Source organism: Streptomyces sp. NPDC028368 (assembly GCF_055565615.1).
In genome coordinates this window covers 1-21,760 of record NZ_JBVHTY010000037.1, presented here as the reverse complement: position 1 = coordinate 21,760, position 21,760 = coordinate 1, and the positions used below count along the sequence as shown (strand labels likewise).

The following is a 21,760-nucleotide window of genomic DNA, read 5'->3' as shown; positions in this document are numbered from 1 at the left end:
GGCGCCCGGGGGGCGGGGGGGCTACCCCCACCCCCCCCCCCCCCGCCCGTTCACCTCCCCCCCCCCCCGGGGGGGGGCGGGGCGGGGGGCCGGGGGGGGCCGGGGGGGGGGCCGGGGGGGGCCCCCCCCCCACCGCTGCGTTGTCAGTGGGGCGTGTCACGATCGGTTGCGTACCGATCCGTACCGACCGGTCCGGCCGCGCCGACCGCGCCGACCGCTCCGACCGCTCCGACCGCTCCGACCGCTCCGACCGCTCCGCGAAGGGACCTCACCCGTGACCGACAGCTCCCGCTCCGCGCTCTGTCTCGCGCTGAGCCTCGCGGACCCGGCCACCGCCGACGCGCTCGCCGAACGGCTGCGGCCGGAGCTGCTGGCCGTTCTCGCCGACCGGTTCGGGCTCCCGGAAGAGAGGGTGGCGCAGCTGGCCGGGCCGGACGCCGCGGCGCTGCGGGCCACCCTGACCGTCGGGCCCGAGGAGTTCCTCACAGCGGCGGCACAGACCGGTGACCCGCTGGTTGCCCGCGCGCTGTGGAGTGCGGAGTACCGCGACGCCTCGGGCGTCAAACGGCCCGCGATCGACAACGGCTTCGGCCTGCTGTCGGTGATACTGCGCGCCGCCGACCCCGCCGACCCGCGCTGGTGCGACGAGGACGGCCTGATCCCGGTGCTCCAGGACGAGGCCCCCGGTCCCGCTCTCCTTCTCGCCCTGACCTGCGGGTTCGATGGAATGGTCGCCTGTGCCGTCGCCATGCTCGGTCCCTACCTCCCGCCGCCGGTCGTCCTGGACGCCTGCATCACCCTCGCGGAGCTCGGGGGCCGCACGGCGATCGACACGTTCAGCCGCGGCCTCGAGGGGATACCGGAGCTTGGCGACCTCGGACACCCTTGGCTGCCGGACATGTTGCGGCAGGCGGTGGACGCCCCCGACCCTGAGACATACCTGAGGGAGCGCCGGCCTGCCGGGGAGTGGGCCGACCCGGACCAGGTGCGCGCCCTGCTGGATCTCCGTACCGGCAACGGCCCTTCGGCCAGGCCCGACAGCCTTTCCTGGGACCTGCTCCGGCGCGAGCACGAGCGTCTTCCCTTCGGCCAGGAGACCAGCCGGGTGCCGGATTTCCGGGACGGCAGCCGGCTGCTCCGGCTCGCCCGGTGGGAGGGGTGCCCCGCCGGCCTGGTGTGGGAGAGCTTCCGCGACGACCCGGACAACACCGCACGCTTCGCCGCCGAGCTGCCCTTCGAGGCGCTCACCATGCCCGGGGCGGCCAACCGCTGGACGCTCCTCCAGAACGTCCTCGGACGCGGTATCCGTGCGGGCCGGCTGTCCGTGGACCGTGTGCTGGCCGAGGTGGCGCCGGCGGAGGCGGTGCTGGATGCGCTGCCCTACGACCACGAACCGACCCGTAAGGCGCTCGCCGGCCTGCTCGCCCGGCTCGGCACGGACCCCGTCAACTGGCTGACGTGCTACGCCCGCATCGGGCGCGCCCGCGGCAGCGTCGCCGACCTGATCGCGGACGCCACCTCGACGGCCACCCGCAAGAAGCGTTACGCCAGTTGGCCGCGGCCTGCGGAGGCGGAGTTCCCGGCCGTCCATCCCGCTTCCACCCGGCCGACGTTCCTCGGCATGTTCCAGTGCGCCTCCGAGGAGGCGCAGATCGCCGTCGTCCCGCACTTCGACGCGCGGGCCGTGCAGCATCTCCTCGTCTACGGCGACCCGTCCCCGGCGGTCCGCGACGCAGTGGTGGCCGCCCATGGCATCCCGGCCCAGGTGGCGATGGCCGCCGCCTACGACCTCCCCGCCGAGAAGCAGGCCTGTCTCCTGGACCTCGACGAGCCGGCGGTGGACGCCCAGCTGTTCCGCTACGGCGGCCTCGACCGGGCCGAGCGGGAGCGGATGCTGGCCGGACGACTGCGGTGCGGCGGCATCCGCCCGGTCCCCCAGGAGCTGCTCGCCGTGCTGGAAGAGGTCGGTGTCGGCCACCACCGCGACTGGCTCATCGCCGGCCTGGAATCCGGTGACCTCGGCGTGGCCCGCCGGGTCGCCGGCCGGCTGCGGCTGCATGTGCCCGCGTCCCGGCTGCGGCTGCTGGCCGCCGTATGGGAGCGCTGCGGCCCGGACGCCGTACGCGAGATCCTGGCCATGGACCGCTTCCCCGTCACCCTCCGCCGCCGGACGGAGCGGCTGCTGGACGCACCCGACGGCCTGGAGCAGCTGCGCTCCCGGCTCGCCGAGGAGGAGTCACCGGCCCGGCTCCTGGCGTTCCTCACCAGGCCGTCCGACTCCCCCCGGGAGCGGCTGCACCGGCTCTGCAGCGAGGGCCACGAGCCGCCCTGGCCCGCGCTCGTGGCGGCACACGACGCCGGTACGCTCCCCGCCGGCCTGCCGGCCGCGCTGGTGGACCACCCGGACTGCCCCCGCGAGCTGCTGCTGACGGCGCTGGGCACGGTTTCCGAGTCCGGGGCGAGGTGGATACACGACGCCCTGGAGCGTGGGACGCTCAGCCCGCAGGACATCCTGACCCACGCGGCCCCCGCCCGCGCGGCCCTCGACTGCCTGCGACGGTACGCCGATGACCGGCCCGCCGGGGAAGAGCTGCGCCCGGTCCGTGAGCGGGCCGCGGCCCTCACGCGCGAGCATCTGGCCACGGACGCCGAGGCCTGGGCCGTCTGCCTCCAACTGCTGCCGACGTTCGCCGGGACGCTGCCCGAACTCGCCGCCACCGCCGGGGCCATGACGCACGTTCACGCGTGAACTCCCGGATCACAGCGGCCCGGTCGGCGCCCCCGCTGCGTTGTCAGTGGTCCGTGTCACGATCGATTCCGTACCGATCCGCACCGACCGCTCCGACCGCTCCGACCGCTCCGCGAAGGGAACCGCCCACGTGACCGGCACTCCGCCCACCTACCTCTGCCACGCTCTGCGACTCGCCGACCCGGCCATCGCCGAGGCGCTCGCCGGGCGGATGCGGGCGGAGTTCCTGGCCGCGCTGCCCGGCCGGCTCGATGTATCGAGGGAGGCGGCGGAGCTGCTCCCGGGGCTGGAGGACGGAGCGGGCGTGCTGCGCGCGGTGACCGGTGATCCCCGGGAGTTCCTGCTGCGGGCGGCCGCGACGGGCGATCCGAGGACTGCCCAGGTGGTCTACAGTCCGCGGCGGGCCCGGCAGCCCGAGTTCCTCTCGGCGATCCTGGCCGCCGCCGATGCCTCGGACGAGCGCTGGTACGCCAAGGGCGGGCTCGTCCCGTACGTCCTGAACTACGTCAGCGAAAAAAACGCGCTCGCCCCGGCGTTGCGCGGTCCGTTCCCGGAGCTGGTCCGCCACGCCATCGTCCAACTGGGCCGGGAGCTCCCGACGGCCGTCGTCCTGGACGCCTGCCGCACCCTCGCCGACACGGGCGGAGCCTCGGCCGTCGGGGAACTGGCCGGCATCGTCGAAGGGTCGGCGGACGGCCTCGGCCACCCGGGGCTGGCCGAGCTGCTGCGCGCCGCCGCCGCGGCACCCGACCCCGGGGCCTACCTCCAGGAACGGCGGCCGGCCGGCGAGTGGATGGACCCGGCGCATGCGCAGGCCCTGCTGCGGGTGCGCCTGGGGGAGCGAGGCATCGAGCGGCCCGCCGGCCTGGAGTGGGATCTCCTACTGCGCGAGCACGACCGCCGGCCCGTCGGCGGGAAGTCGATGGCTCCCCACCCGTGGCACACCCATCCCCTGCTCGGTCTCCTCGCCTGGGAGGGCTGCCCGGAGCAGCTGGTCGCGCAGGCCGTTTTGCAGACCGAGGCCGGAGACCTGCCCGCCGACCGGGTCATCCCGAACGGCGTGCGGGCGGGGTGGCTCCCCGTCGAGCGCGCGCTGAGCGAGCTGACGCCGGCGCGGGACGTGCTGGGCGCCCTCCCCTACGGTCACGAACCGACCCGCGAGGCCGTCGCCGGTCTCGTCGCCCCGCTGGGCACGGACCCGGTCAACTGGCTGACGTTCTACGCCCGGTTGGGGCGCGCCGACGGCACCGCCCCCGAGCTGGTGGCCGACGCCGCCTCGCCCGCCTCCGGTAAGAAGCGCAACACCACCTGGCCGCACCCCCTGGACGCGGTGTTCCCGGCCACCGCCCCCGGAGAGTCCCGGGCCGCGTTCCTCGAAGTCCTCCAGTGCGCCTCGCAGGCGGCGCAGATCGCCGTCGTACCGCACCTGGACCCGCGCGCCGTGCAGCACTTCCTGGTGTACGGCGATCCCGCCCCGGCCGTCCTGGAGGCGATCGTGGCCGCCCATGGTGTGCCGGCTCTCGCCTCGTACGCCTCCACCGACCGGCTCTCCCCCGCCGAGCTCGAGTACCTCTTCGCCTTCGACGAACCGGCCGTCGACGCCCGTCTGTTCCTGTACTGCCGTATCGACCAGCAGGAGCGGGAGCGGCTGCTCGCCGGGCGGCTGCGCGGCGGCGGGCGGCGTACGGTGCCCGCCGAGCTGCTGGACGCGCTCGATGAGGTCAACCTCGGCCACTACCGTCGCTGGGTCATCGCGGGCCTGGAATCCGGCGACCTCGGTGTGGCCCGTAAGCTCGTCGGCCGGCTCAGGCTCCAGGCACCGGCGGCGCGGCTGCGGCTGCTGATCGCCGTATGGGAGCGCTGCGGCCCGGACGCCGTACGCGAGATCCTGGCCATGGACCGCCTCCCGGTCACCCTCCGCCGCCGGACGGAAAAGCTCCTGGACGCACCCGACGGGCCGGAGCGGCTGCATGCCCTGCTCGCCGCCGAGGAGGACCCGGCCAAGCTGATGGCGTTCCTCGGAAAGGAGGGGTCCTACCCGGGTGAGCAGGTGAGCAGGCTCGCCGGCGACGGAATCCCGCTCCCCTGGCCCGAGCTGATCGCCGCGCAGCGCGCCGGAAGTCTCCCCGTCGGCCTGCTGGATGCGCTCGCCGGGCGTGAGGAGTGCCCGCGGGAGATGCGGCGGGAGGCGGTGCTGCGCACCCTAGGGGAACGAGTCGGTTCCCTGGACGACGACTGGGTTGCGGCAACCCTCGAAAGCGGCGACCTCACCTCCGAGGACCTGCTGGTCCACGCCGCCCCCGCCCGAGCGGCCCTGCAGTACCTCGGACAGGCCACCGGCACACCCCCGCAGGAAGACCCGCAGGAAGACCCGCAGGAAGGCTCCCCGGCTCTGCGCGACCGGCTCATCGCGCTCACCGATGAGCACCTGGGCGGCGATGTCGAAGCCTGGGCCGTCTGCCTGCAGTTGCTGCCCACCTTCGCGGGCACTCTCACCGAGCTGATATCCACCGCCGGGGCGGTGGCCGGGGTGACCGTCTGAGGGTCCGGGTCAGCTCCAGCGCCCGGTGCGGCCCAGCAGCAGCGCCGTGGCGGCCGTACCGGCCGTGGAGGTGCGCAGGACCGTCGTACCGAGGCGGTAGGGCTTGGCACCGGCCTCCGCGAAGGCGGTCAGCTCCTCGGGGGAGACGCCGCCTTCGGGGCCGACGACCAGCACGATGCTGCCGCTGGTGGGGAGTTCGGCTGTGGCCAGAGGGGTACTGCCCTCCTCGTGGAGGACGGCGGCGAAGTCGGCGTCGGCGAGAAGGGCGGCGACCTGCTTGGTCGTCAGCGGGTCGGCGACCCGGGGGAAGGTGAGGCGACGCGACTGCTTGCCCGCCTCGCGGGCCGTGGCGCGCCATTTGGCCAGCGACTTGGCGGCCCGCTCGCCCTTCCACTGGGTGACGCAGCGCGCCGCCGCCCAGGGGACGATGGCGTCGACGCCGGTCTCGGTCATCGTCTCGACGGCCAGCTCGCCGCGGTCGCCCTTGGGCAGCGCCTGGACGACCGTGAGGGTGGGCGCCGGCGAGGCTTCGGTACGGATGCCGGTGACCGCGACGGTGAGGCGGTCCTTGCCCTCGACGGCGGCCACCGTGCCCTCGGCGCCGGTCCCGCCGCCGTCCGTCAGCACGACCTCCTCGCCGACCCGCAGCCGCCGCACCGACACCGCATGCCGGCCCTCCGGCCCGTCCAGCAGCAGCGTGCCGCCGGGCCGTACGTCCGCGAGGGAGTCGACGAGGAAGACGGGGGCCGTCATGACGCGGCGCCGTCGCGGGGCAGGCACAACGCGGCGCATGCCGCGTCCAGTTCGGCCACCAGGACCTCGACGAGCTGCGCGGCAGGCAGTTCCCGGGCCAGCCGGTGCCCCTGCCCCGCCCAGAGGCTGAGGCCCTGCGCGTCGCCCGCCTTGGCCGCGGCCTTGCGCACGGTGGAGGTGAGGTAGTGAACGGCGGGGTAGGCGGCCGGCGCGTAGGGGCCGTGCTCGCGCAGGAAGCGGTTCACCAGACCGCGGGCCGGCCGTCCGGAGAACGCCCGGGTCAACTCCGTATGCGTGAAAAGGGGGTTGGTCAGGGCCTGCTTGTGCAGCGGGTGGGCGCCCGACTCGGGGGTGGCGAGGAAGGCGGTGCCCAGCTGGGCCATCGTCGCCCCGGCGGCCAGCACCGCGGCGATCTGCGCCCCGCGCATCAGCCCGCCCGCGGCGATCACCGGGATCTGCACCGCCTCGCGGACCTGGCCGAGCAGCGCCAGCAGGCCGAGCCCCGCGCCGGTCCCGTCCGCGTGCGGGTCGTCCCGGTGTGTGCCCTGGTGGCCACCGGCCTCCACGCCCTGCACACACACCGCGTCCGCGCCCGACCACTGCGCGGCCTGGGCCTCGGCGGCCGTGGTGACCGTGACGACGGTGTACGTGCCGACCTTGGCGAAGGCGTCGAAGACGGCCCGCGAGGGGCAGCCGAAGGTGAAGGACACCACCGGCACCGGGTCCTCCCGCAGTATCGCGAGCTTGGCCTCGTAGCCGTCGTCAGTGGGCCCTTCGATGTCGCCGAGATCGGTCTCGTACCAGGCGGACTCGCCGGCGAGCTGTTCGCGGTAGACGTCGATGGCGGCGGCGTCGGTCAGTGAGGGCTGCGGCATGAAGAGATTGACGCCGAAGGGCCGGTCGGTCAGCGACCGCAGCTGTTTGATCTCCTGGTACATGCCGTCGGCGGTTTTGTAGCCGGCAGCAAGGAAGCCGAGACCGCCGGCGCCGCAGACGGCGGCGGCCAGCTCGGGACCCGAGCCGCCTCCCGCCATCGGAGCCTGCACGATCGGGTAGCGGCAGAGATCGGTCGGTGCGGTGGACATGACCACATCGTGCCACGCCCACCACTACAGGCCGAACCGGGGCCGGAGCGGACTCCGGCCCCACCCGGCCGGTCACCTACCGCCCGTTGAACGCATCCTTCAGCCGCGAGAAAAGCCCCTGTTGCCCTGGTTGAAACTGGCCCGTGGGGCGCTCTTCACCCCGGAGCTTGGCCAGCCGCCGCAGCAGCTCTTCCTGCTCGGGATCGAGCTTGGAGGGCGTCTGCACCTCGACGTGGACAATCAGGTCGCCGCGGCCGCCGCCGCGCAGATGGGTCACACCGCGCTGGTGCAGCGGGATCGACTGGCCGGACTGGGTACCGGGCCGGACATCGATCTCCTCCACTCCGTCGAGGGTCTCCAGCGGACACTTCGTGCCCAGCGACGCAGCCGTCATCGGGATGGTGACCGTGCAGTGCAGATCGTCACCGCGCCGCTGGAAGACCGGGTGCGCCAGCTCATGGATCTCGACGTAGAGGTCGCCGGCCGGGCCGCCGCCGGGGCCGACCTCGCCCTCGCCCGCGAGCTGGATACGCGTCCCGTTGTCGACGCCGGCGGGAATCTTGACCGTCAGCGTCCGCCGCGACCGGATCCGGCCGTCGCCCGCGCACTCGGGGCACGGGGTCGGCACGACCGTGCCGAAGCCCTGGCACTGCGGGCACGGCCGCGACGTCATGACCTGGCCGAGGAAGGACCGGGTGACCTGCGAGACCTCACCGCGGCCGCGGCACATGTCACAGGTCTGCGCGGAGGTGCCGGGCGCCGCGCCCTCGCCGCTGCAGGTCGTACACACCACGGCGGTGTCGACCTGGATGTCCTTGGTGGTGCCGAAGGCCGCTTCGTTCAGCTCGATGTCGAGCCGGATCATGGCGTCCTGGCCGCGGCGGGTGCGCGAGCGCGGGCCGCGCTGCGAGGCCGTGCCGAAGAAGGCGTCCATGATGTCGGAGAAGTTGCCGAAGCCGGCACCGAAGCCGCCCGCGCCACCGCCGCCCGCCTGCGAGAGCGGGTCGCCGCCGAGGTCGTAGACCTGCTTCTTCTGCGGGTCCGACAACACCTCGTAAGCGGCGTTGATCTCCTTGAACCGCTCCTGGGTCTTGGGATCCGGGTTCACGTCCGGGTGCAGCTCGCGCGCCAGCCGACGGAATGCCTTCTTGATCTGGTCCTGCGAGGCATCACGACTGACGCCGAGGACCGAGTAGTAATCCGTGGCCACTTACGACTCCGCGAGGATTTGTCCGACGTAACGTGCCACTGCGCGTACCGCTCCCATCGTTCCGGGGTAGTCCATGCGGGTCGGTCCGACCACGCCGAGTTTGGCGACTGCCTCGTCGCCGGAACCGTAACCGACCGCGACGACCGATGTGGACGTCAGGCCTTCATGAGCATTCTCATGCCCGATGCGTACGGTCACGCCCGAATCCTTGGCCTCCCCGAGCAGCTTGAGCAGCACCACATGCTCCTCGAGGGCTTCCAGGACCGGGCGGATGGTCAAAGGGAAATCGTGCCCGAAGCGCGTGAGATTGGCGGTGCCGCCGATCATCAGCCGCTCTTCGGTTTCCTCCACCAGAGTTTCCAGCAATACCGACAGCACTGTCGAGACCGTGCCGCGGTCCTCCTGCTCGAAGGACTCCGGGAGATCCTGCACCAACTGCGGCACATCCGCGAACCGGCGCCCCACGACCCGGCTGTTGAGCCGCGCCCGCAGGTCCGCGAGCGAGGTCTCACCGAACGGCGCCTGGCAGTCGATCAGCCGCTGCTCGACCCGTCCGGTGTCCGTGATCAGTACGAGCATCAGGCGGGCCGGGGCCAGCGACAGCAGCTCGACGTGGCGGACCGTGGACCGGGTCAGGGACGGGTACTGCACGACCGCCACCTGGCGGGTGAGCTGTGCCAGCAGCCGGACCGTGCGGCCGACGACATCGTCGAGGTCGACGGCGCCGTCGAGGAAGTTCTGGATGGCCCGCCGCTCCGGGGAGGACAGCGGCTTGACGCCTGCCAGCTTGTCGACGAAGAGGCGGTAGCCCTTGTCGGTGGGGATCCGGCCGGCGCTGGTGTGCGGCTGGGCGATGAAGCCCTCGTCCTCCAGGGCCGCCATGTCATTGCGGACCGTGGCCGGGGAGACGCCCAGCTGATGGCGCTCGGTGAGGGCCTTGGAGCCGACCGGCTCCTCCGTCCCGACATAGTCCTGGACGATGGCGCGCAGCACTTCGAGCCTGCGTTCACTGAGCATCCCGCGCACCTCCAGTCCTGCCGTGTCGCCGTCCGGTCACTCTTGGCACTCACACGGGCCGAGTGCCAGACCCGGAAGCCAGTGTACGGCGGGGTAGCACAGCTCCGGCAAGGGCAGCCGCGAGGAAGGGCCGACCGATGACCGCGATCGGCCGTTCTGGCCGGTCTGTCGGGCAACGCTATCGCGATGGAGCTAGCGTCTCGGTATGCACACTGCTTGGGAAGAGGCCGGGTGGGAACGGCTCGGTGAAGGTGTTGCCAGACGCCGGATGCCGGGCTGGGACGAGACGATCGGCGTGATCGCCGGATCGGCCGGCGTGATGATCGTCGATACCGGCGCATCCCTGCGCGACGGCGCCGATCTGCGCCGCGCGATCCGCGGCGTGCTGGGCCGGGAAGTGACGCATGTCGCGCTCACCCACCCGCATTTCGATCATGTGCTGGGTACCGCGGCCTTCGCCGGGGTCGAGGTGTTCGGCGCCGCCGGGCTCGCCGATCTGCTGCGGCGCGACCGGGACGAGCTGCGCCGGGACGCGGTACGGCACGGCGTCGACCGGGAAGCCGCCGCCGAGGCCGCCGATCTGCTGGTGAGCCCGCATCATCACGTCCATGGGGAACTGACCGTCAGCCTCGGCGACCGGCAGGTGCTGCTCGCCAATGTCGGCCCCGGACACACCGCCCACGACCTGGCCGTCCTCGTACCGGGCCGGGGCGGCACCCCCGAGATCGTCTTCTGCGGCGACCTGGTCGAGGAATCCGGCGAACCGAACGCCGGCCTGGACGCGCTGCCCCAGCAGTGGCCGGCGGCCCTGGACCGGCTGCTGGCCCTCGGCGGCGACGACGCGGTGTACGTACCGGGGCACGGCGCCGTGGTGGACGCCGGCTTCGTACGCGCGCAGCGGGAGGCCCTCGCCGTCCGCTTCGGCGTGCCGCCGTCCCCCTGACCGCGCCCGCCCCGTACCCGACGCCTGAAAAGAACTGGACCCCATGCGCAGCAAGCAGTACGGCCCCGACCTCACTCCGCCGTGGAAGAGGCAGCGGCCCGCCCCCGAGGTCCCGGCCGACCCCGATCTGGTCGTCGAGGAGGTCACCACGGGCTTCTGTGGCGCGGTGATCCGCTGCGAGAAGACCGCCGAGGGGGCGACGGTCACCCTGGAGGACCGCTTCGGCAAGCACCGGGTCTTCCCCATGACTCCGCGCGGCTTCCTTCTGGAGGGCAAGGCCGTCACCCTCGTCCGCCCGCAGAACCGCCCGGCGGCGAGCGGTCCGGCCCGTACGGCATCCGGCTCGCTCGCCGTTCCCGGCGCCCGCGCCCGGGTCGCGCGCGCCGGGCGCATTTACGTGGAGGGCCGGCACGACGCGGAGCTGGTCGAGCGGGTGTGGGGCGACGACCTGCGCATCGAGGGCGTCGTCGTGGAGTACCTGGAGGGCATCGACGACCTGCCGGCGATCGTCCGCGGCTTCTCCCCCGGCCCGGATGCTCGCCTCGGCGTCCTGGTGGACCATCTGGTGCCCGGCTCGAAGGAGTCCCGGATCGCGGCCGAGGTGACCGGTGATCATGCGCTGGTGGTGGGCCACCCGTACATCGATGTGTGGGAGGCGGTGAAGCCGTCGTCGGTGGGGATTGCGGCGTGGCCGCGCGTGCCGCGCGGGCAGGACTGGAAGACGGGGGTGTGCCGGGCGCTGGGCTGGCCGGAGAACACGGGGGCGGCGTGGCAGCGGATTCTGTCGTGCGTGCGGTCCTACAAGGACCTGGAGCCGCAACTCCTGGGGCGGGTGGAGGAGTTGATCGACTTCGTCACCGGCTGCCCGTAACCGGGGACGGCAGCGGGAACCCGGTGGTGTCCAGCCCGATGCCGAGGCCGTCCAGCGGTACGGGGTATCCGAACCGGCTGGTCCGGCTCACCGCGTAGTCGGACTCCTCGCCGCCGCCGACGGGCTCAGTGAAGAGGACGCAGTGGGCCTCGACGGGATCGATGATCAAGTACGCGGGCACGGCCCCCGCCGCGTAGACCGAGCGCTTGATTCGGTAGGTCCGGTCGATACGGGCAGGGGAGACGACCTCGACGACCATCGTGATCACCTCCGGCGGGAGCGGGCACCGCGCCGCCGCTTCGACGCCGCGCTCCATGACCACCAGGTCCGGCACGGCTTCGCCGGCCTGATCCGGGATGCCGACGGGCCGGCTTTGGAGACACCGCGGGCTCGGGATCTGGTTCCGCACGGCTTCGACCACCAGGTCGTGGGCCGGACGGCGGTCGGCCGACAGGAAGATCTCTCCCCAGAGAAGCTCGGCGCGGACGCCGTCCGGTACCTCCAGGCTCCGGAAGTACGCGGCCATGCGGCGATCACGCGCATCCGACAGCACGATCTCTCCCCGGAGGAGCTCGGCCTTGATGCCCTCCGGCACGTCGAGGCCGTGGAAGAACTCGGCCATCCGGTGCTCGTCCACAGTGGCCACTTGGGAGCCCCTCCGCATCCGCCCGCGCTACAGGTCCGTCGGCGGCAGCCTACGGAGGGCAGGGGCGGGCAGGGGCGCCTCCCGCACTGATTCACCCCGGCGAGCGATCAGTCCACCAGATCCCGCACCACAGCGTCAGCCAACAACCGCCCTCGCAGCGTCAAAACCGCCCGCCCGGCCTCGTACGGCCCGGCCTCCAGCAGTCCGTCCGCCAGGGCGCGCTCGGCCGCGCGGGCGCCGGCGGGGGCCAGCAGATCCAGCGGACAGCCGTCCACCAGCCGCAGCTCCAGCAGGATGCGCTCCACCCGCCGGTCCTCGTCCGGCAGGATCTCGCGGCCGGCGCCCGGGGAGCGGCCCTCCGCCAGGGCCTGGGCGTAGGCGCCCGGATGCTTGACGTTCCACCACCGGACGCCGCCGACGTGGCTGTGGGCGCCGGGGCCCGCGCCCCACCAGTCGGCGCCGGTCCAGTACAGCTCGTTGTGGCGGCAGCGGGCGGCGTCGGTGGTGGCCCAGTTGGAGACCTCATACCAGGTGAATCCGGCGGCGGCGAGGCGTTCGTCGGCGATCAGGTAGCGGTCGGCGTGGACGTCGTCGTCGGTCATCGGGACCTCACCACGGCGGATCCGGCGGGCCAGCTGGGTGCCCTCCTCGACGATCAGGGCGTAGGCGGAGATGTGGTCGGGGCCCGCGCCGAGGGCCGCGTCCAGGGACGCCCGCCAGTCGTCGTCACTCTCGCCGGGGGTGCCGTAGATCAGGTCGAGATTGACGTGCTCGAAGCCGGCCGCGCGGGCCTCGGCGACGCAGGCCTCGGGGCGGCCGGGGGTGTGCGTACGGTCGAGGATCTTCAGGACGTGCTGCCGCGCGCTCTGCATGCCGAAGGAGACGCGGTTGTAGCCGCCCTCGCGCAGCTCGGTGAGGTAGCGCGGGCCGACGGATTCGGGGTTGGCCTCGGTGGTGATCTCGGCGCCCGGGGCGAGGCCGAATTCGTCGCGGATGGCCGCCAGCATCCGGCCGAGGTCGGCGGCGGGGAGCAGGGTCGGGGTGCCGCCGCCGACGAAGACCGTCTCCACCTGGCGGGGGTCGTCGCCCAGCACCTTGCGGGCCAGCCGGATCTCCTCGATCACATGGTCGGCGTAGTTGTCGCGGGAGGCCAGGGCGCCGCCGGAGCCGCGCAGCTCGCTCGCGGTGTAGGTGTTGAAATCGCAGTAGCCGCAGCGGGTCGCGCAGTACGGCACATGCAGATAGAAGCCGAGGGGCCGCTCGGCGGCCCCCGTCAGCGCATGGCGGGGCAGCGCCCCGTCCTCGGGCATCGGCTCACCATCAGGCAGTGCGGAAGGCATGGGGTCCATTGTCCGTCATGGCGGCGGGAACCGTTCCCCGCGCCGGTGGGCCGCCCTACGGCACGCCGTTCCCCGACGCCTGCAGCACCAGCAGCGCCAGATCATCGTCCGGCGGCGTCGCCGCGAACGCGTGCACGGTGCTGCGGATGTGTTCCGCGACGGCGGTGGCGCCCAGGCCCGTGCAGGCGGCGAGGGCGGTGGCCAGGCCGTCCTCGTCGTCGAAGAGCCGGCCGCCCGAGCGGCGCTCGGTCACCCCGTCGGTCACGCACAGCAGCGTCTCCCCGGCGCAGAGGTCGAAGGACTCGCTGACGTACGCCGCGTCCTCGACCACGCCCAGCAGCATCTGCGGCGCCGCGACGACCCGGACCGCGCCGTCCGCGCCCAGCACCAGCGGCAGCGGATGACCGGCGCTGGCGAGGGTGCAGCGGGCGCCGCCGGAGCCGGCGTGATACGGCACGATCTCGCCGTAGAGCAGGGAGAGGAAGCGGGCCTGTTCGCCCTCGTCGCGGATCTCGACCGGGGCCTCGGCGCCCGCTCCCGCCGCCGCCACCGCGGCCGCGACCGCCGCGACGGAGTCCGCGGCCTCGCGGGCCATGGTCTTGTTGAGGCGGTCGAGGACCTCGGCGACGCCGAAGCCGTCGCGGGCCAGCAGCCGCAGCACCGGCCGGGCCAGGCCCGTCACCGCGGCCGCCTCGGGGCCGCTGCCGCAGACGTCGCCGAGGGCGAAGCACCAGCGGCCGTCTCCGGCGTCGAAGAGGTCCCAGAAGTCGCCGCCCGCCCAGGCGCCCTCGCGGGGTTCGTAGACCACCGCCGACGCCACCCCGGGCACCTGTGCCCGGCCGCGCGGCAGCAGCCTGCGCTGCAGGACCTGGCTGATGCGCTCCTGACGGCTGTAGGCGCGGGCGGTGGCCATGGCGCGGGCGACCCGGCGGCACAGGTCCTCCACCAGGCCGACCACCTCGTCGGGGAAGCGCAGCAGCCCGGCCCGGCCCAGCAGCAGCGTGCCCAGCCGCCGGCCGCCGGCCACGAGGGGGCAGGCCAGGGAGGCGCCGCCGGGGCCGTAGCCGTTCGGTTCCGGTGGCCAGGGCCAGCGGACCGCGGCGGGGGTGCTGCTCAGGCCGGTGTCGCCGCCCGCCATCGGGGGCGGGTCCTTCTCCAGTGCGGCACGCAGCGAGTCGATCCGGCTCTCGCTGGAGTGCCAGACGCGGGCGAGCCGCTGCGCCTGGCCGTCGCCCTCGATGCCGCGTCCGGGCGCGCCGCCGTCGCCGTCGTAGAGCCACACCGCGCACCAGTCGGCGAGCCGCGGCACGGTCAACTGGGCGGCGAGGGAGGCGACTTGGTCGGCGTCGAGCTGGCCCGAGAGCAGGTCGGAGGCCTCGGCGAGGAAGGAGAGGGCGCCCCGGTGGACCCAGTCGCCCTCGGAGGCCTGCCGGACGGCGCGGCGCGGGGTGGGGGCGAGGAGTTCGGCGGCGCGCAGTCCGTGCTGCAGCAGCTGGTTGTCGAAGGCGCCCTCCGGCTCCGGACGGGCACCCACGCCGAGCCGGAACCATACGGTTTTCATGGCGCGGCGGTAGGTGATGCCCCAGGACTCGGCGACCGCGCTGATCAACTGCAGTCCGTGGCCGCCGCCGTCGGACGCCGGGACCTCCTCGCGGGCGCGCACCGGCCGGGCCGGGTGGTGGTCGGAGACCTCGATGACGACGCCGGCCCGTGCCGTGTCGTCCGGTCCGCCGGGGTCCTCTTCCGGGGGCGCGTAGGGCTGGGGCTCGCCGGCCGGGTTCAGGCTCTCGTACGGATCCGGCCCGGCCGCCGGCTCCAGGCGGCAGCGGAGTTCGACGGCGGTGCCCGCGTGCACCACGGCGTTGGTGACCAACTCGCTGACCAGCAGGACCGCTTCGTCGGCGAGACGGTCGGTGAGGTCCTGCGAGCCGGGCAGGTCCTGGGCGGTCCACTCGGCGAACACCGTCCGGACGAACTGCCGAGCGGCGGCCGCGGCCCGGGGGTCGCCGGGCAGGCAGGCGGCACGGGAGTGCCCGCCACGAAAGGCGCCGTCGGCCTGCATACGCGCCGCCGTGACGTCGTCCGGTGGTGATGAAGTTGTCGTCCTCATTGACCAACTCCCGAGCAGCTCCGCGTCAGCGCCGGATGCGCCACCGACAGAGTGACAGACCGAGCGCGCCCATAAGCACGGAGTCACGGAAGTTGGAGCTCAAAGGGGGTGATTCGGCTGACACGCCCGGGGAGTTGGCCGACATGTACGGGATGTCCGATGGTGAACCTGTATGGACAAGCGCCGGGAGGACGTCCGTACGAGAGGGGGCGGGGATGCGGGGCCGGCGTGCGCGCCGCCCCTGACCACCCCGCCCCGCCTCGGACCGGCGTGCTACGCCTCCCGCGCCCCGGCGTACATCTCGTCGAGCAGGTCCTTGAACGCCCGCTCCACCACCGGCCGCTTGACCTTGAGGCTGGGGGTCACCTCGCCGTGCTCGATGTCCAGGTCACGCGGCAGCAGCCGGAACTTACGGATCTGCTGCCAGCGCTGCAGCCCTTCGTTGACCCGCTCGACATAGCCGTCGATCAGCTCGCGGACCCGGTCGGTGGCGACGACCTCGGCGTACGCCTTGCCTTCCAGGCCGTGCTCCTTGGCCCAGCCCATGATCGTCGGCTCGTCGAGGGCGATCAGGGCAGTGCAGAAGTTCCGGTTCGCGCCGTGCACCAGCACATTGGAGACGAACGGGCAGACCGCCTTGAACTGGCCCTCCACCTCGGCCGGCGCGATGTACTTGCCGCCGGAGGTCTTGATCAGGTCCTTCTTGCGGTCGGTGATGCGCAGATAGCCGTCCGCGGACAGCTCGCCGATGTCGCCGGTGTGGAACCAGCCGTCCTCCTCCAGGACCTCGGCGGTCTTGTCCGGCAGGCCGTGGTAGCCCTGCATGATGCCGGGGCCGCGCAGCAGGATCTCGCCGTCCTCCGCGATCCGTACCTCGGTGCCGGGCAGCGGCTTGCCGACCGTGCCGGTGCGGTAGGCCTCACCGGGATTGACGAAGCTGGCGGCGCTGGACTCCGTCAGGCCGTAACCCTCCAGGATGTGGATGCCGGCGCCGGAGAAGAAGTAGCCGATCTCGGGCGAGAGCGCGGCCGAGCCGGAGACCGCGGCGCGCAGCCGGCCGCCGAAGGCATCGCGGAGTTTGGCGTAGACGAGGGCGTCGGCGACCTTGTGCTTGGCGCCGAGCGCGAACGGCACCGAGGCGTTGCCGGTGCGCTTGAAGTTGTCCTGGGAGACCTTGGCGTACTCGCGGGCCACCCCCGCCGCCCACTGGAAGATCTTGTACTTCGCGCCGCCGCCCGCGCGGGCCTTGGCCGCCACGCCGTTGTAGACCTTCTCGAAGATCCGCGGTACGGCCGCCATGTACGTGGGCCGGACGACCGGCAGATTCTCGATGATCTTGTCGACCCGGCCGTCCACGGCGATCACATGGCCGACCGAGACCTGCCCGGCGGTCAGCACCTTCCCGAAGACGTGCGCCAGCGGCAGCCACAGGTACTGCACATCGTCCGCGGCGACCATCCCGGTCGCCTGGATCGCCCGCGCCATGTACGCCCAGCAGTCGTGCGGCAGCCGCACCCCCTTGGGGCGGCCGGTGGTGCCCGAGGTGTAGATCAGCGTCGCCAGCTGGTCGGCGCGCAGGGCGGCGACCCGCTCGGTGACGCAGTCCGGGTTCTCCTCCAGATAGGCGGCGCCGCGCTTCTCCAGATCGGCGAGGGAGAGCACCCAGCCGTCGGGGTCGCCCTCGGCCGGCTGCGCATCCGCCTCGTCGATGACCACGACATGCGCGAGCTCGGGCAGTCCGGCGCGGTTCTCGCGGGCCTTGGCGAGCTGTCCGGCGTCCTCCGCGATCAGCACCCGGCTGCCGGAGTCGGCCAGGATGTAGGCCGTCTCCTCGGTGTTGGTGCTGGGGTAGACCGTGGTGGTGGCGGCGCCGGAGCACAGCACGCCGAGGTCCGCGAGGATCCATTCGACGCGGGTGTTGGCGGCGAGCGCCACCCGCTCCTCGGGCCGTACGCCCAGCGCGATCAGCCCGGCCGCGACGCCGTGGACCCGCTGCGCGGCCTCGCCCCAGGTGAGCGTCTTCCAGTCGTCGGGGCCGCTCCCCGAGGAGGGCGGGACGGGATAGCGATAGGCCTCGGCATCGGGCGTGGCCGCCACCCGCTCCAGGAAGAGGGTCGCCACCGAGGGCGGCCGGTTTTCGATCAGCGTGTGGGTGTCCGTCACGGCATCCTCCGGGGCCCGCTTCGTTGCTGGTGACTCGCGAGTAACCTTTGAGCAGTGATCAGAGTAGAGCGCGTTGCGCCGACGCGTAAGGGTCTGCGGCCGACTCGTTCATGATGTGACCAGTGCGATAGGTGCACATAGCACACACACCGCCCGGCAGCGCACTACGCCGAGAGCAAAACTCCAGGTCACAGGCCGTATCACGACGCACACGGACCGGACACGCAACGCTCCGTACGCCCCGGTGATGCACCCCGCATACGCACCGATACCCACCCGGATAGACGACAGGGCGCCGCCCCCGGGGGAACGACGCCCTGCTTCTGTCTGCTGCTTCTGCTCGCGCTGACGCGTACGGCTACTTTTTCTTGTCGCCGTCGGAGTCCGAGGACAGCACCGCGATGAAGGCATCCTGCGGGACCTCCACGCTGCCGACCATCTTCATCCGCTTCTTGCCTTCCTTCTGCTTCTCCAGCAGCTTCCGCTTACGGGAGATGTCACCGCCGTAGCACTTGGCGAGGACGTCCTTGCGGATGGCGCGGACCGTCTCACGGGCGATGACCCGGGCGCCGATGGCGGCCTGGATCGGCACCTCGAAGCCCTGCCGTGGGATCAGCTCGCGCAGCTTGGCGACCAGCCGCACGCCATAGGCGTAGGCCTTGTCCTTGTGGGTGATCGCGGAGAACGCGTCCACCTTGTCGCCGTGCAGCAGGATGTCGACCTTGACCAGGTCGGAGGCCTGCTCGCCGGTGGGCTCGTAGTCCAGCGAGGCATAGCCGCGGGTCTTGGACTTGAGCTGGTCGAAGAAGTCGAAGACGACCTCGGCGAGCGGGAGGGTGTAGCGGATCTCGACGCGGTCCTCGGAGAGGTAGTCCATGCCGAGCAGGGTGCCGCGGCGGTTCTGGCACAGCTCCATGATCGCGCCGATGAACTCGCTCGGGGCGAGGATCGTGGCCCGTACGACCGGCTCGTGCACCTGGTCGATCTTGCCGACCGGGAACTCGCTGGGGTTGGTGACGATGTACTCGGTGCCGTCCTCCATGTCCACGCGGTAGACCACGTTGGGCGCGGTGGCGATCAGATCGAGGCCGAACTCGCGCTCCAGGCGCTCGCGGACGACCTCGAGGTGCAGCAGACCGAGGAAGCCGACCCGGAAGCCGAAGCCGAGGGCCGCGGAGGTCTCCGGCTCGTAGACCAGCGCGGCGTCGTTGAGCTGGAGCTTGTCCAGCGCCTCGCGCAGCTCCGGGTAGTCCGAGCCGTCCAGCGGGTACAGCCCCGAGAACACCATCGGCTTGGGGTCCTTGTAGCCGCCCAGCGCTTCCACGGCACCCTTGCTGAGCTGGGTGATCGTGTCGCCGACCTTCGACTGCCGGACGTCCTTCACGCCGGTGATGAGGTAGCCGACCTCGCCGACGGACAGCCCGTCGGCGGCCGTCATCTCCGGGGAGTTCGTACCGATCTCCAGCAGCTCGTGCGCGGCGCCGGTGGACATCATCCTGATGCGCTCGCGCTTGCTGAGTGTGCCGTCGACGACCTTGACGTAGGTCACGACACCGCGGTATGCGTCGTAGACCGAGTCGAAGATCATCGCGCGGGCGGGCGCGTCCTTGACGCCGACCGGGGGCGGAACCTCGCGGACCACTCTGTCCAGCAGCTCGGGCACGCCGACGCCGGTCTTGGCGGACACCCGCAGGACGTCCTCGGGCTCGCAGCCGACCAGGTTCGCCAGCTCGGCGGCGAACTTCTCGGGCTGCGCGGCCGGCAGGTCGATCTTGTTCAGTACGGGGATGATCGTGAGGTCGTTCTCCATCGCCAGGTAGAGGTTGGCGAGGGTCTGGGCCTCGATGCCCTGGGCCGCGTCGACGAGCAGGATGCAGGCCTCGCACGCGGCGAGGGAGCGGGAGACCTCGTAGGTGAAGTCGACGTGGCCCGGAGTGTCGATCATGTTGAGGATGTGAGTGGTACCGCTCTTCTCCTCGCCCTCGGAGGGGGCCCAGGGCAGCCGGACCGCCTGGGACTTGATCGTGATGCCGCGCTCGCGCTCGATGTCCATGCGGTCGAGATACTGCGCGCGCATCTGCCGCTGGTCGACGACACCGGTGAGCTGGAGCATCCGGTCGGCGAGCGTCGACTTGCCGTGGTCGATGTGCGCGATGATGCAGAAGTTACGGAGGAGGGCCGGGTCGGTACGGCTCGGCTCCGGCACGTTCGTAGGGGTCGCGGGCACGCAGGGTCCATTCAGTGAACGCGGGTAGGCGGGACTCGGTTGTGTGACGTCTCCCCCATGGTCCCATGAGCGGGAGGCGCGGTCCGGTTTGGGCGGTACGCGTGCGGCGCTGCCGGGCGGCCGGAGGGCGGCCCCGGTCCGGTTCGGGACACCGTTTTGGGACGTCGTAGCCCCTGCTGGTAACCTGGTCCACTGCGCTTCGTGCCCTCTCTGGTGCGCGGCGCAACTCGAAACTCCAACGAACCTGAAAAGGCTCTTTCGTGGCGAACATCAAGTCCCAGATGAAGCGGATCAAGACCAACGAGAAGGCTCGTCAGCGCAACAAGGCTGTCAAGTCCGCTCTGAAGACCTCGATCCGTCGTACCCGTGAGGCCATCGAGGCCGGCGACGCGCAGAAGGCCACCGAGGCCTTCGCCGCGGCGGGCAAGAAGCTCGACAAGGCCGTCAGCAAGGGCGTCATCCACAAGAACGCCGCCGCCAACAGGAAGTCGGCGCTGGCCAAGAAGGTTTTCGCCCTCAAGGGCTGAACCTTCGCCTGACTGACCGCTTTACCTGCAGTACCCCTGCCGACAGGGACTCAGCGGCCCCTCTCTCCGCTCCCTGACCGGTGCACCACCGCGCCGCACACGGCCTGCGTTCGCCACGCGGGTGCGGCGCACCCGGCCCGGCCGGCGGATTCCGCCGGCCCAGCCGCACATGCTGAAGACGAAGGCCCCGCCTTCGCCCCTTCCCCGGGGCGTGGCGGGGTTTTTCGTTGCTCCGACAGGGGCCGGATCTCTCACTTGTCCGCTAATCTGCGGTCATGTCGCTCCCGGGGGACCAGAACAGCGCATACGACCCTTATGCCGCACCGGGCACACCCGGCGCACCGAATACACCCGGTACTCCTCACGCACCCGGTACTCCGCACACACCCGCCACTCCTCACGCACCTGGCACGCCTGGCGCGCCTGTCACACCGCAGGTCAGTCCCTACGGGCAGGCGCCCGGTGAGTACGGCATCCCGGCGCCCGGCGGGTACGGCTATCCGCCTGCGGGCGGGGCGGGCGGCGGCGCCGGCCGGGGTGTGTCCGGCTGGGTCTGTGCGATCGGCGGGGCGGTCGCCGCCTCCGCGGTCTGGGGCTCCGTGATGTTCGCCACCGGCGCCTTCTCGTCGGCGCCGCGTGCCGATCTGGCGGGCTACTCGTACACCGACAACCTGTGCGCGGCCACGTCGACGACGCCGTTCCAGAACGCCGGCTTCACCCTCGAGGACAACGGCCAGGGCGCCGGCTCGGACGGAAAGACCGCCGCTGCCAATCCGCAGCACAGCGGGTCCCAGCAGAGCGCGATGGACAGCATGGGGTGCAACATCTCGCTGAAGGCGAAGAACGCGAGCAGCTCCGCCTACTCATCGACCTGGCTCTACACCACCGCCACCCTGCACAAGAAGAGCGACCCGGGCCCGGAGTTCGCGGCCGTCTACCGAGCGTACGAGAAGCAGGCGACCACGGTCGGCTACCGGGTCGAGCCGGTCACGGGCATCGGCGACGAGGCCTATCTGGTGACCCAGAAGAACACGGACGGCAGCGCCGCCACCTCGTACATGGTCCTCGGCGTACGGGACGGCTGGCTGACGTATCAGTCGACATGGTCGAACTACGCATCGGGCAACACCTCCGGCACGCAGCCGGCCGGCGATGAAGTGGCGACGATGCTGAAAACCAGCGCGCGGGAGACGCTTCAGCGGCTACGGAGCTCCGGGGGGCGGTGAGCTGCGCGCTTGGGCTGAGCTTTCGGGTCGGTGAGCTGCGCTCGTGGCTTGGCTTCAGGGGCGGTGAGCTGTGCGCTTGGGCTGGGCTTTCGGGGGCGGCGAGCTCGCTCGTGGCTTGGCTTCAGGGGGCGGCTCGGGCCTGGGCGGCGCCCTGGCGGCGGCTTGGCGATCGCGTGGGGTGCCCCGGAATATCCGCCCCGGCCCGCCACGTTGTGGCCCGCAGGGGGCGTTTTCACCCCCTACGGCATGCGTTCGACGTCCCCCTAGTACTGCAACCGCATGTGGCGTGACGGGTGGCGGCGGTGTTCGTTGATGTGACTGTGTGAACAGTCGCTGACGGTTGGGCAAATC

15 protein-coding genes are annotated in these 21,760 nt (G+C 72.1%); 6 read left to right on the top strand and 9 right to left on the bottom strand.

Annotated features, from left to right (window positions below; genetic code table 11):
- Window positions 1-274: 274 nt before the first annotated feature.
- Both ACZ4S3_RS40000 and ACZ4S3_RS39995 read left to right on the top strand, forming a co-directional pair.
- Window positions 275-2,749 (top strand): hypothetical protein, encoded by a 2,475-nt coding sequence (locus tag ACZ4S3_RS40000; protein WP_467943689.1) that lies wholly within the window; start codon window positions 275-277, stop codon window positions 2,747-2,749.
- A gap of 130 nt (window positions 2,750-2,879) precedes the next feature.
- Complete coding sequence (locus tag ACZ4S3_RS39995) at window positions 2,880-5,291, top strand: hypothetical protein (protein ID WP_467943688.1); 2,412 nt, start codon at window positions 2,880-2,882, stop codon at window positions 5,289-5,291.
- Window positions 5,292-5,300: 9 nt separating this feature from the next.
- Here ACZ4S3_RS39995 and ACZ4S3_RS39990 read toward each other — a convergent pair whose 3' ends face one another.
- From ACZ4S3_RS39990 to hrcA, 4 genes are all read right to left on the bottom strand, one after another.
- Window positions 5,301-6,044 (bottom strand): 16S rRNA (uracil(1498)-N(3))-methyltransferase, encoded by a 744-nt coding sequence (locus ACZ4S3_RS39990; RefSeq protein WP_467943686.1) that lies wholly within the window; start codon window positions 6,042-6,044, stop codon window positions 5,301-5,303.
- Complete coding sequence (locus ACZ4S3_RS39985) at window positions 6,041-7,129, bottom strand: nitronate monooxygenase (protein WP_467943685.1); 1,089 nt, start codon at window positions 7,127-7,129, stop codon at window positions 6,041-6,043. The genes ACZ4S3_RS39990 and ACZ4S3_RS39985 overlap by 4 nt, the downstream gene beginning before the upstream one ends.
- A gap of 76 nt (window positions 7,130-7,205) precedes the next feature.
- Window positions 7,206-8,339, bottom strand: a complete 1,134-nt coding sequence (gene dnaJ, locus ACZ4S3_RS39980; protein ID WP_467943683.1) for a molecular chaperone DnaJ — start codon at window positions 8,337-8,339, stop codon at window positions 7,206-7,208.
- A complete protein-coding gene (gene hrcA / locus ACZ4S3_RS39975) occupies window positions 8,340-9,356 on the bottom strand; it encodes a heat-inducible transcriptional repressor HrcA (RefSeq protein ID WP_467943681.1) in 1,017 nt (338 codons plus the stop codon).
- A gap of 205 nt (window positions 9,357-9,561) precedes the next feature.
- Here hrcA and ACZ4S3_RS39970 point away from each other — a divergent pair, with 205 nt between their 5' ends.
- Complete coding sequence (locus ACZ4S3_RS39970) at window positions 9,562-10,299, top strand: MBL fold metallo-hydrolase (protein WP_467943679.1); 738 nt, start codon at window positions 9,562-9,564, stop codon at window positions 10,297-10,299.
- 43 nt (window positions 10,300-10,342) lie between these two features.
- Window positions 10,343-11,170, top strand: a complete 828-nt coding sequence (locus tag ACZ4S3_RS39965) for a DUF3097 domain-containing protein (RefSeq protein ID WP_467943677.1) — start codon at window positions 10,343-10,345, stop codon at window positions 11,168-11,170.
- Here the strand turns inward: ACZ4S3_RS39965 and ACZ4S3_RS39960 are convergent.
- The 5 genes from ACZ4S3_RS39960 to lepA form a co-directional block, all read right to left on the bottom strand.
- Window positions 11,154-11,816: a Uma2 family endonuclease gene (locus tag ACZ4S3_RS39960; protein ID WP_467943675.1), complete on the bottom strand. Its 663-nt coding sequence runs from the start codon at window positions 11,814-11,816 to the stop codon at window positions 11,154-11,156. The two genes, ACZ4S3_RS39965 and ACZ4S3_RS39960, sit on opposite strands and share 17 nt — an antisense overlap.
- 107 nt (window positions 11,817-11,923) lie before the next feature.
- Entirely contained in the window at window positions 11,924-13,156 is a 1,233-nt protein-coding gene (gene hemW / locus ACZ4S3_RS39955) for a radical SAM family heme chaperone HemW (protein ID WP_467943674.1), read from the bottom strand.
- Between the two features lie 55 nt (window positions 13,157-13,211).
- Window positions 13,212-15,266, bottom strand: coding sequence for a SpoIIE family protein phosphatase (locus ACZ4S3_RS39950; protein WP_467943672.1), 2,055 nt, complete (start codon window positions 15,264-15,266; stop codon window positions 13,212-13,214).
- 273 nt (window positions 15,267-15,539) lie between these two features.
- A complete protein-coding gene (locus ACZ4S3_RS39945; protein ID WP_467943671.1) occupies window positions 15,540-17,429 on the bottom strand; it encodes an AMP-dependent synthetase/ligase in 1,890 nt (629 codons plus the stop codon).
- Window positions 17,430-17,787: 358 nt separating this feature from the next.
- The gene (gene lepA / locus ACZ4S3_RS39940) at window positions 17,788-19,656 is read right to left on the bottom strand and encodes a translation elongation factor 4 (protein ID WP_467943669.1); all 1,869 of its coding nucleotides are present in this window, start codon (window positions 19,654-19,656) and stop codon (window positions 17,788-17,790) included.
- A 260-nt stretch (window positions 19,657-19,916) separates the two neighbouring features.
- On the opposite strand from lepA, the gene rpsT reads away from it, so the two are divergent.
- On the top strand, window positions 19,917-20,183 hold the full coding sequence (gene rpsT, locus ACZ4S3_RS39935) for a 30S ribosomal protein S20 (RefSeq protein ID WP_467943667.1): 267 nt from the start codon (window positions 19,917-19,919) through the stop codon (window positions 20,181-20,183).
- Window positions 20,184-20,458: 275 nt separating this feature from the next.
- Complete coding sequence (locus tag ACZ4S3_RS39930; protein WP_467943665.1) at window positions 20,459-21,409, top strand: hypothetical protein; 951 nt, start codon at window positions 20,459-20,461, stop codon at window positions 21,407-21,409.
- Window positions 21,410-21,760: the final 351 nt, after the last annotated feature.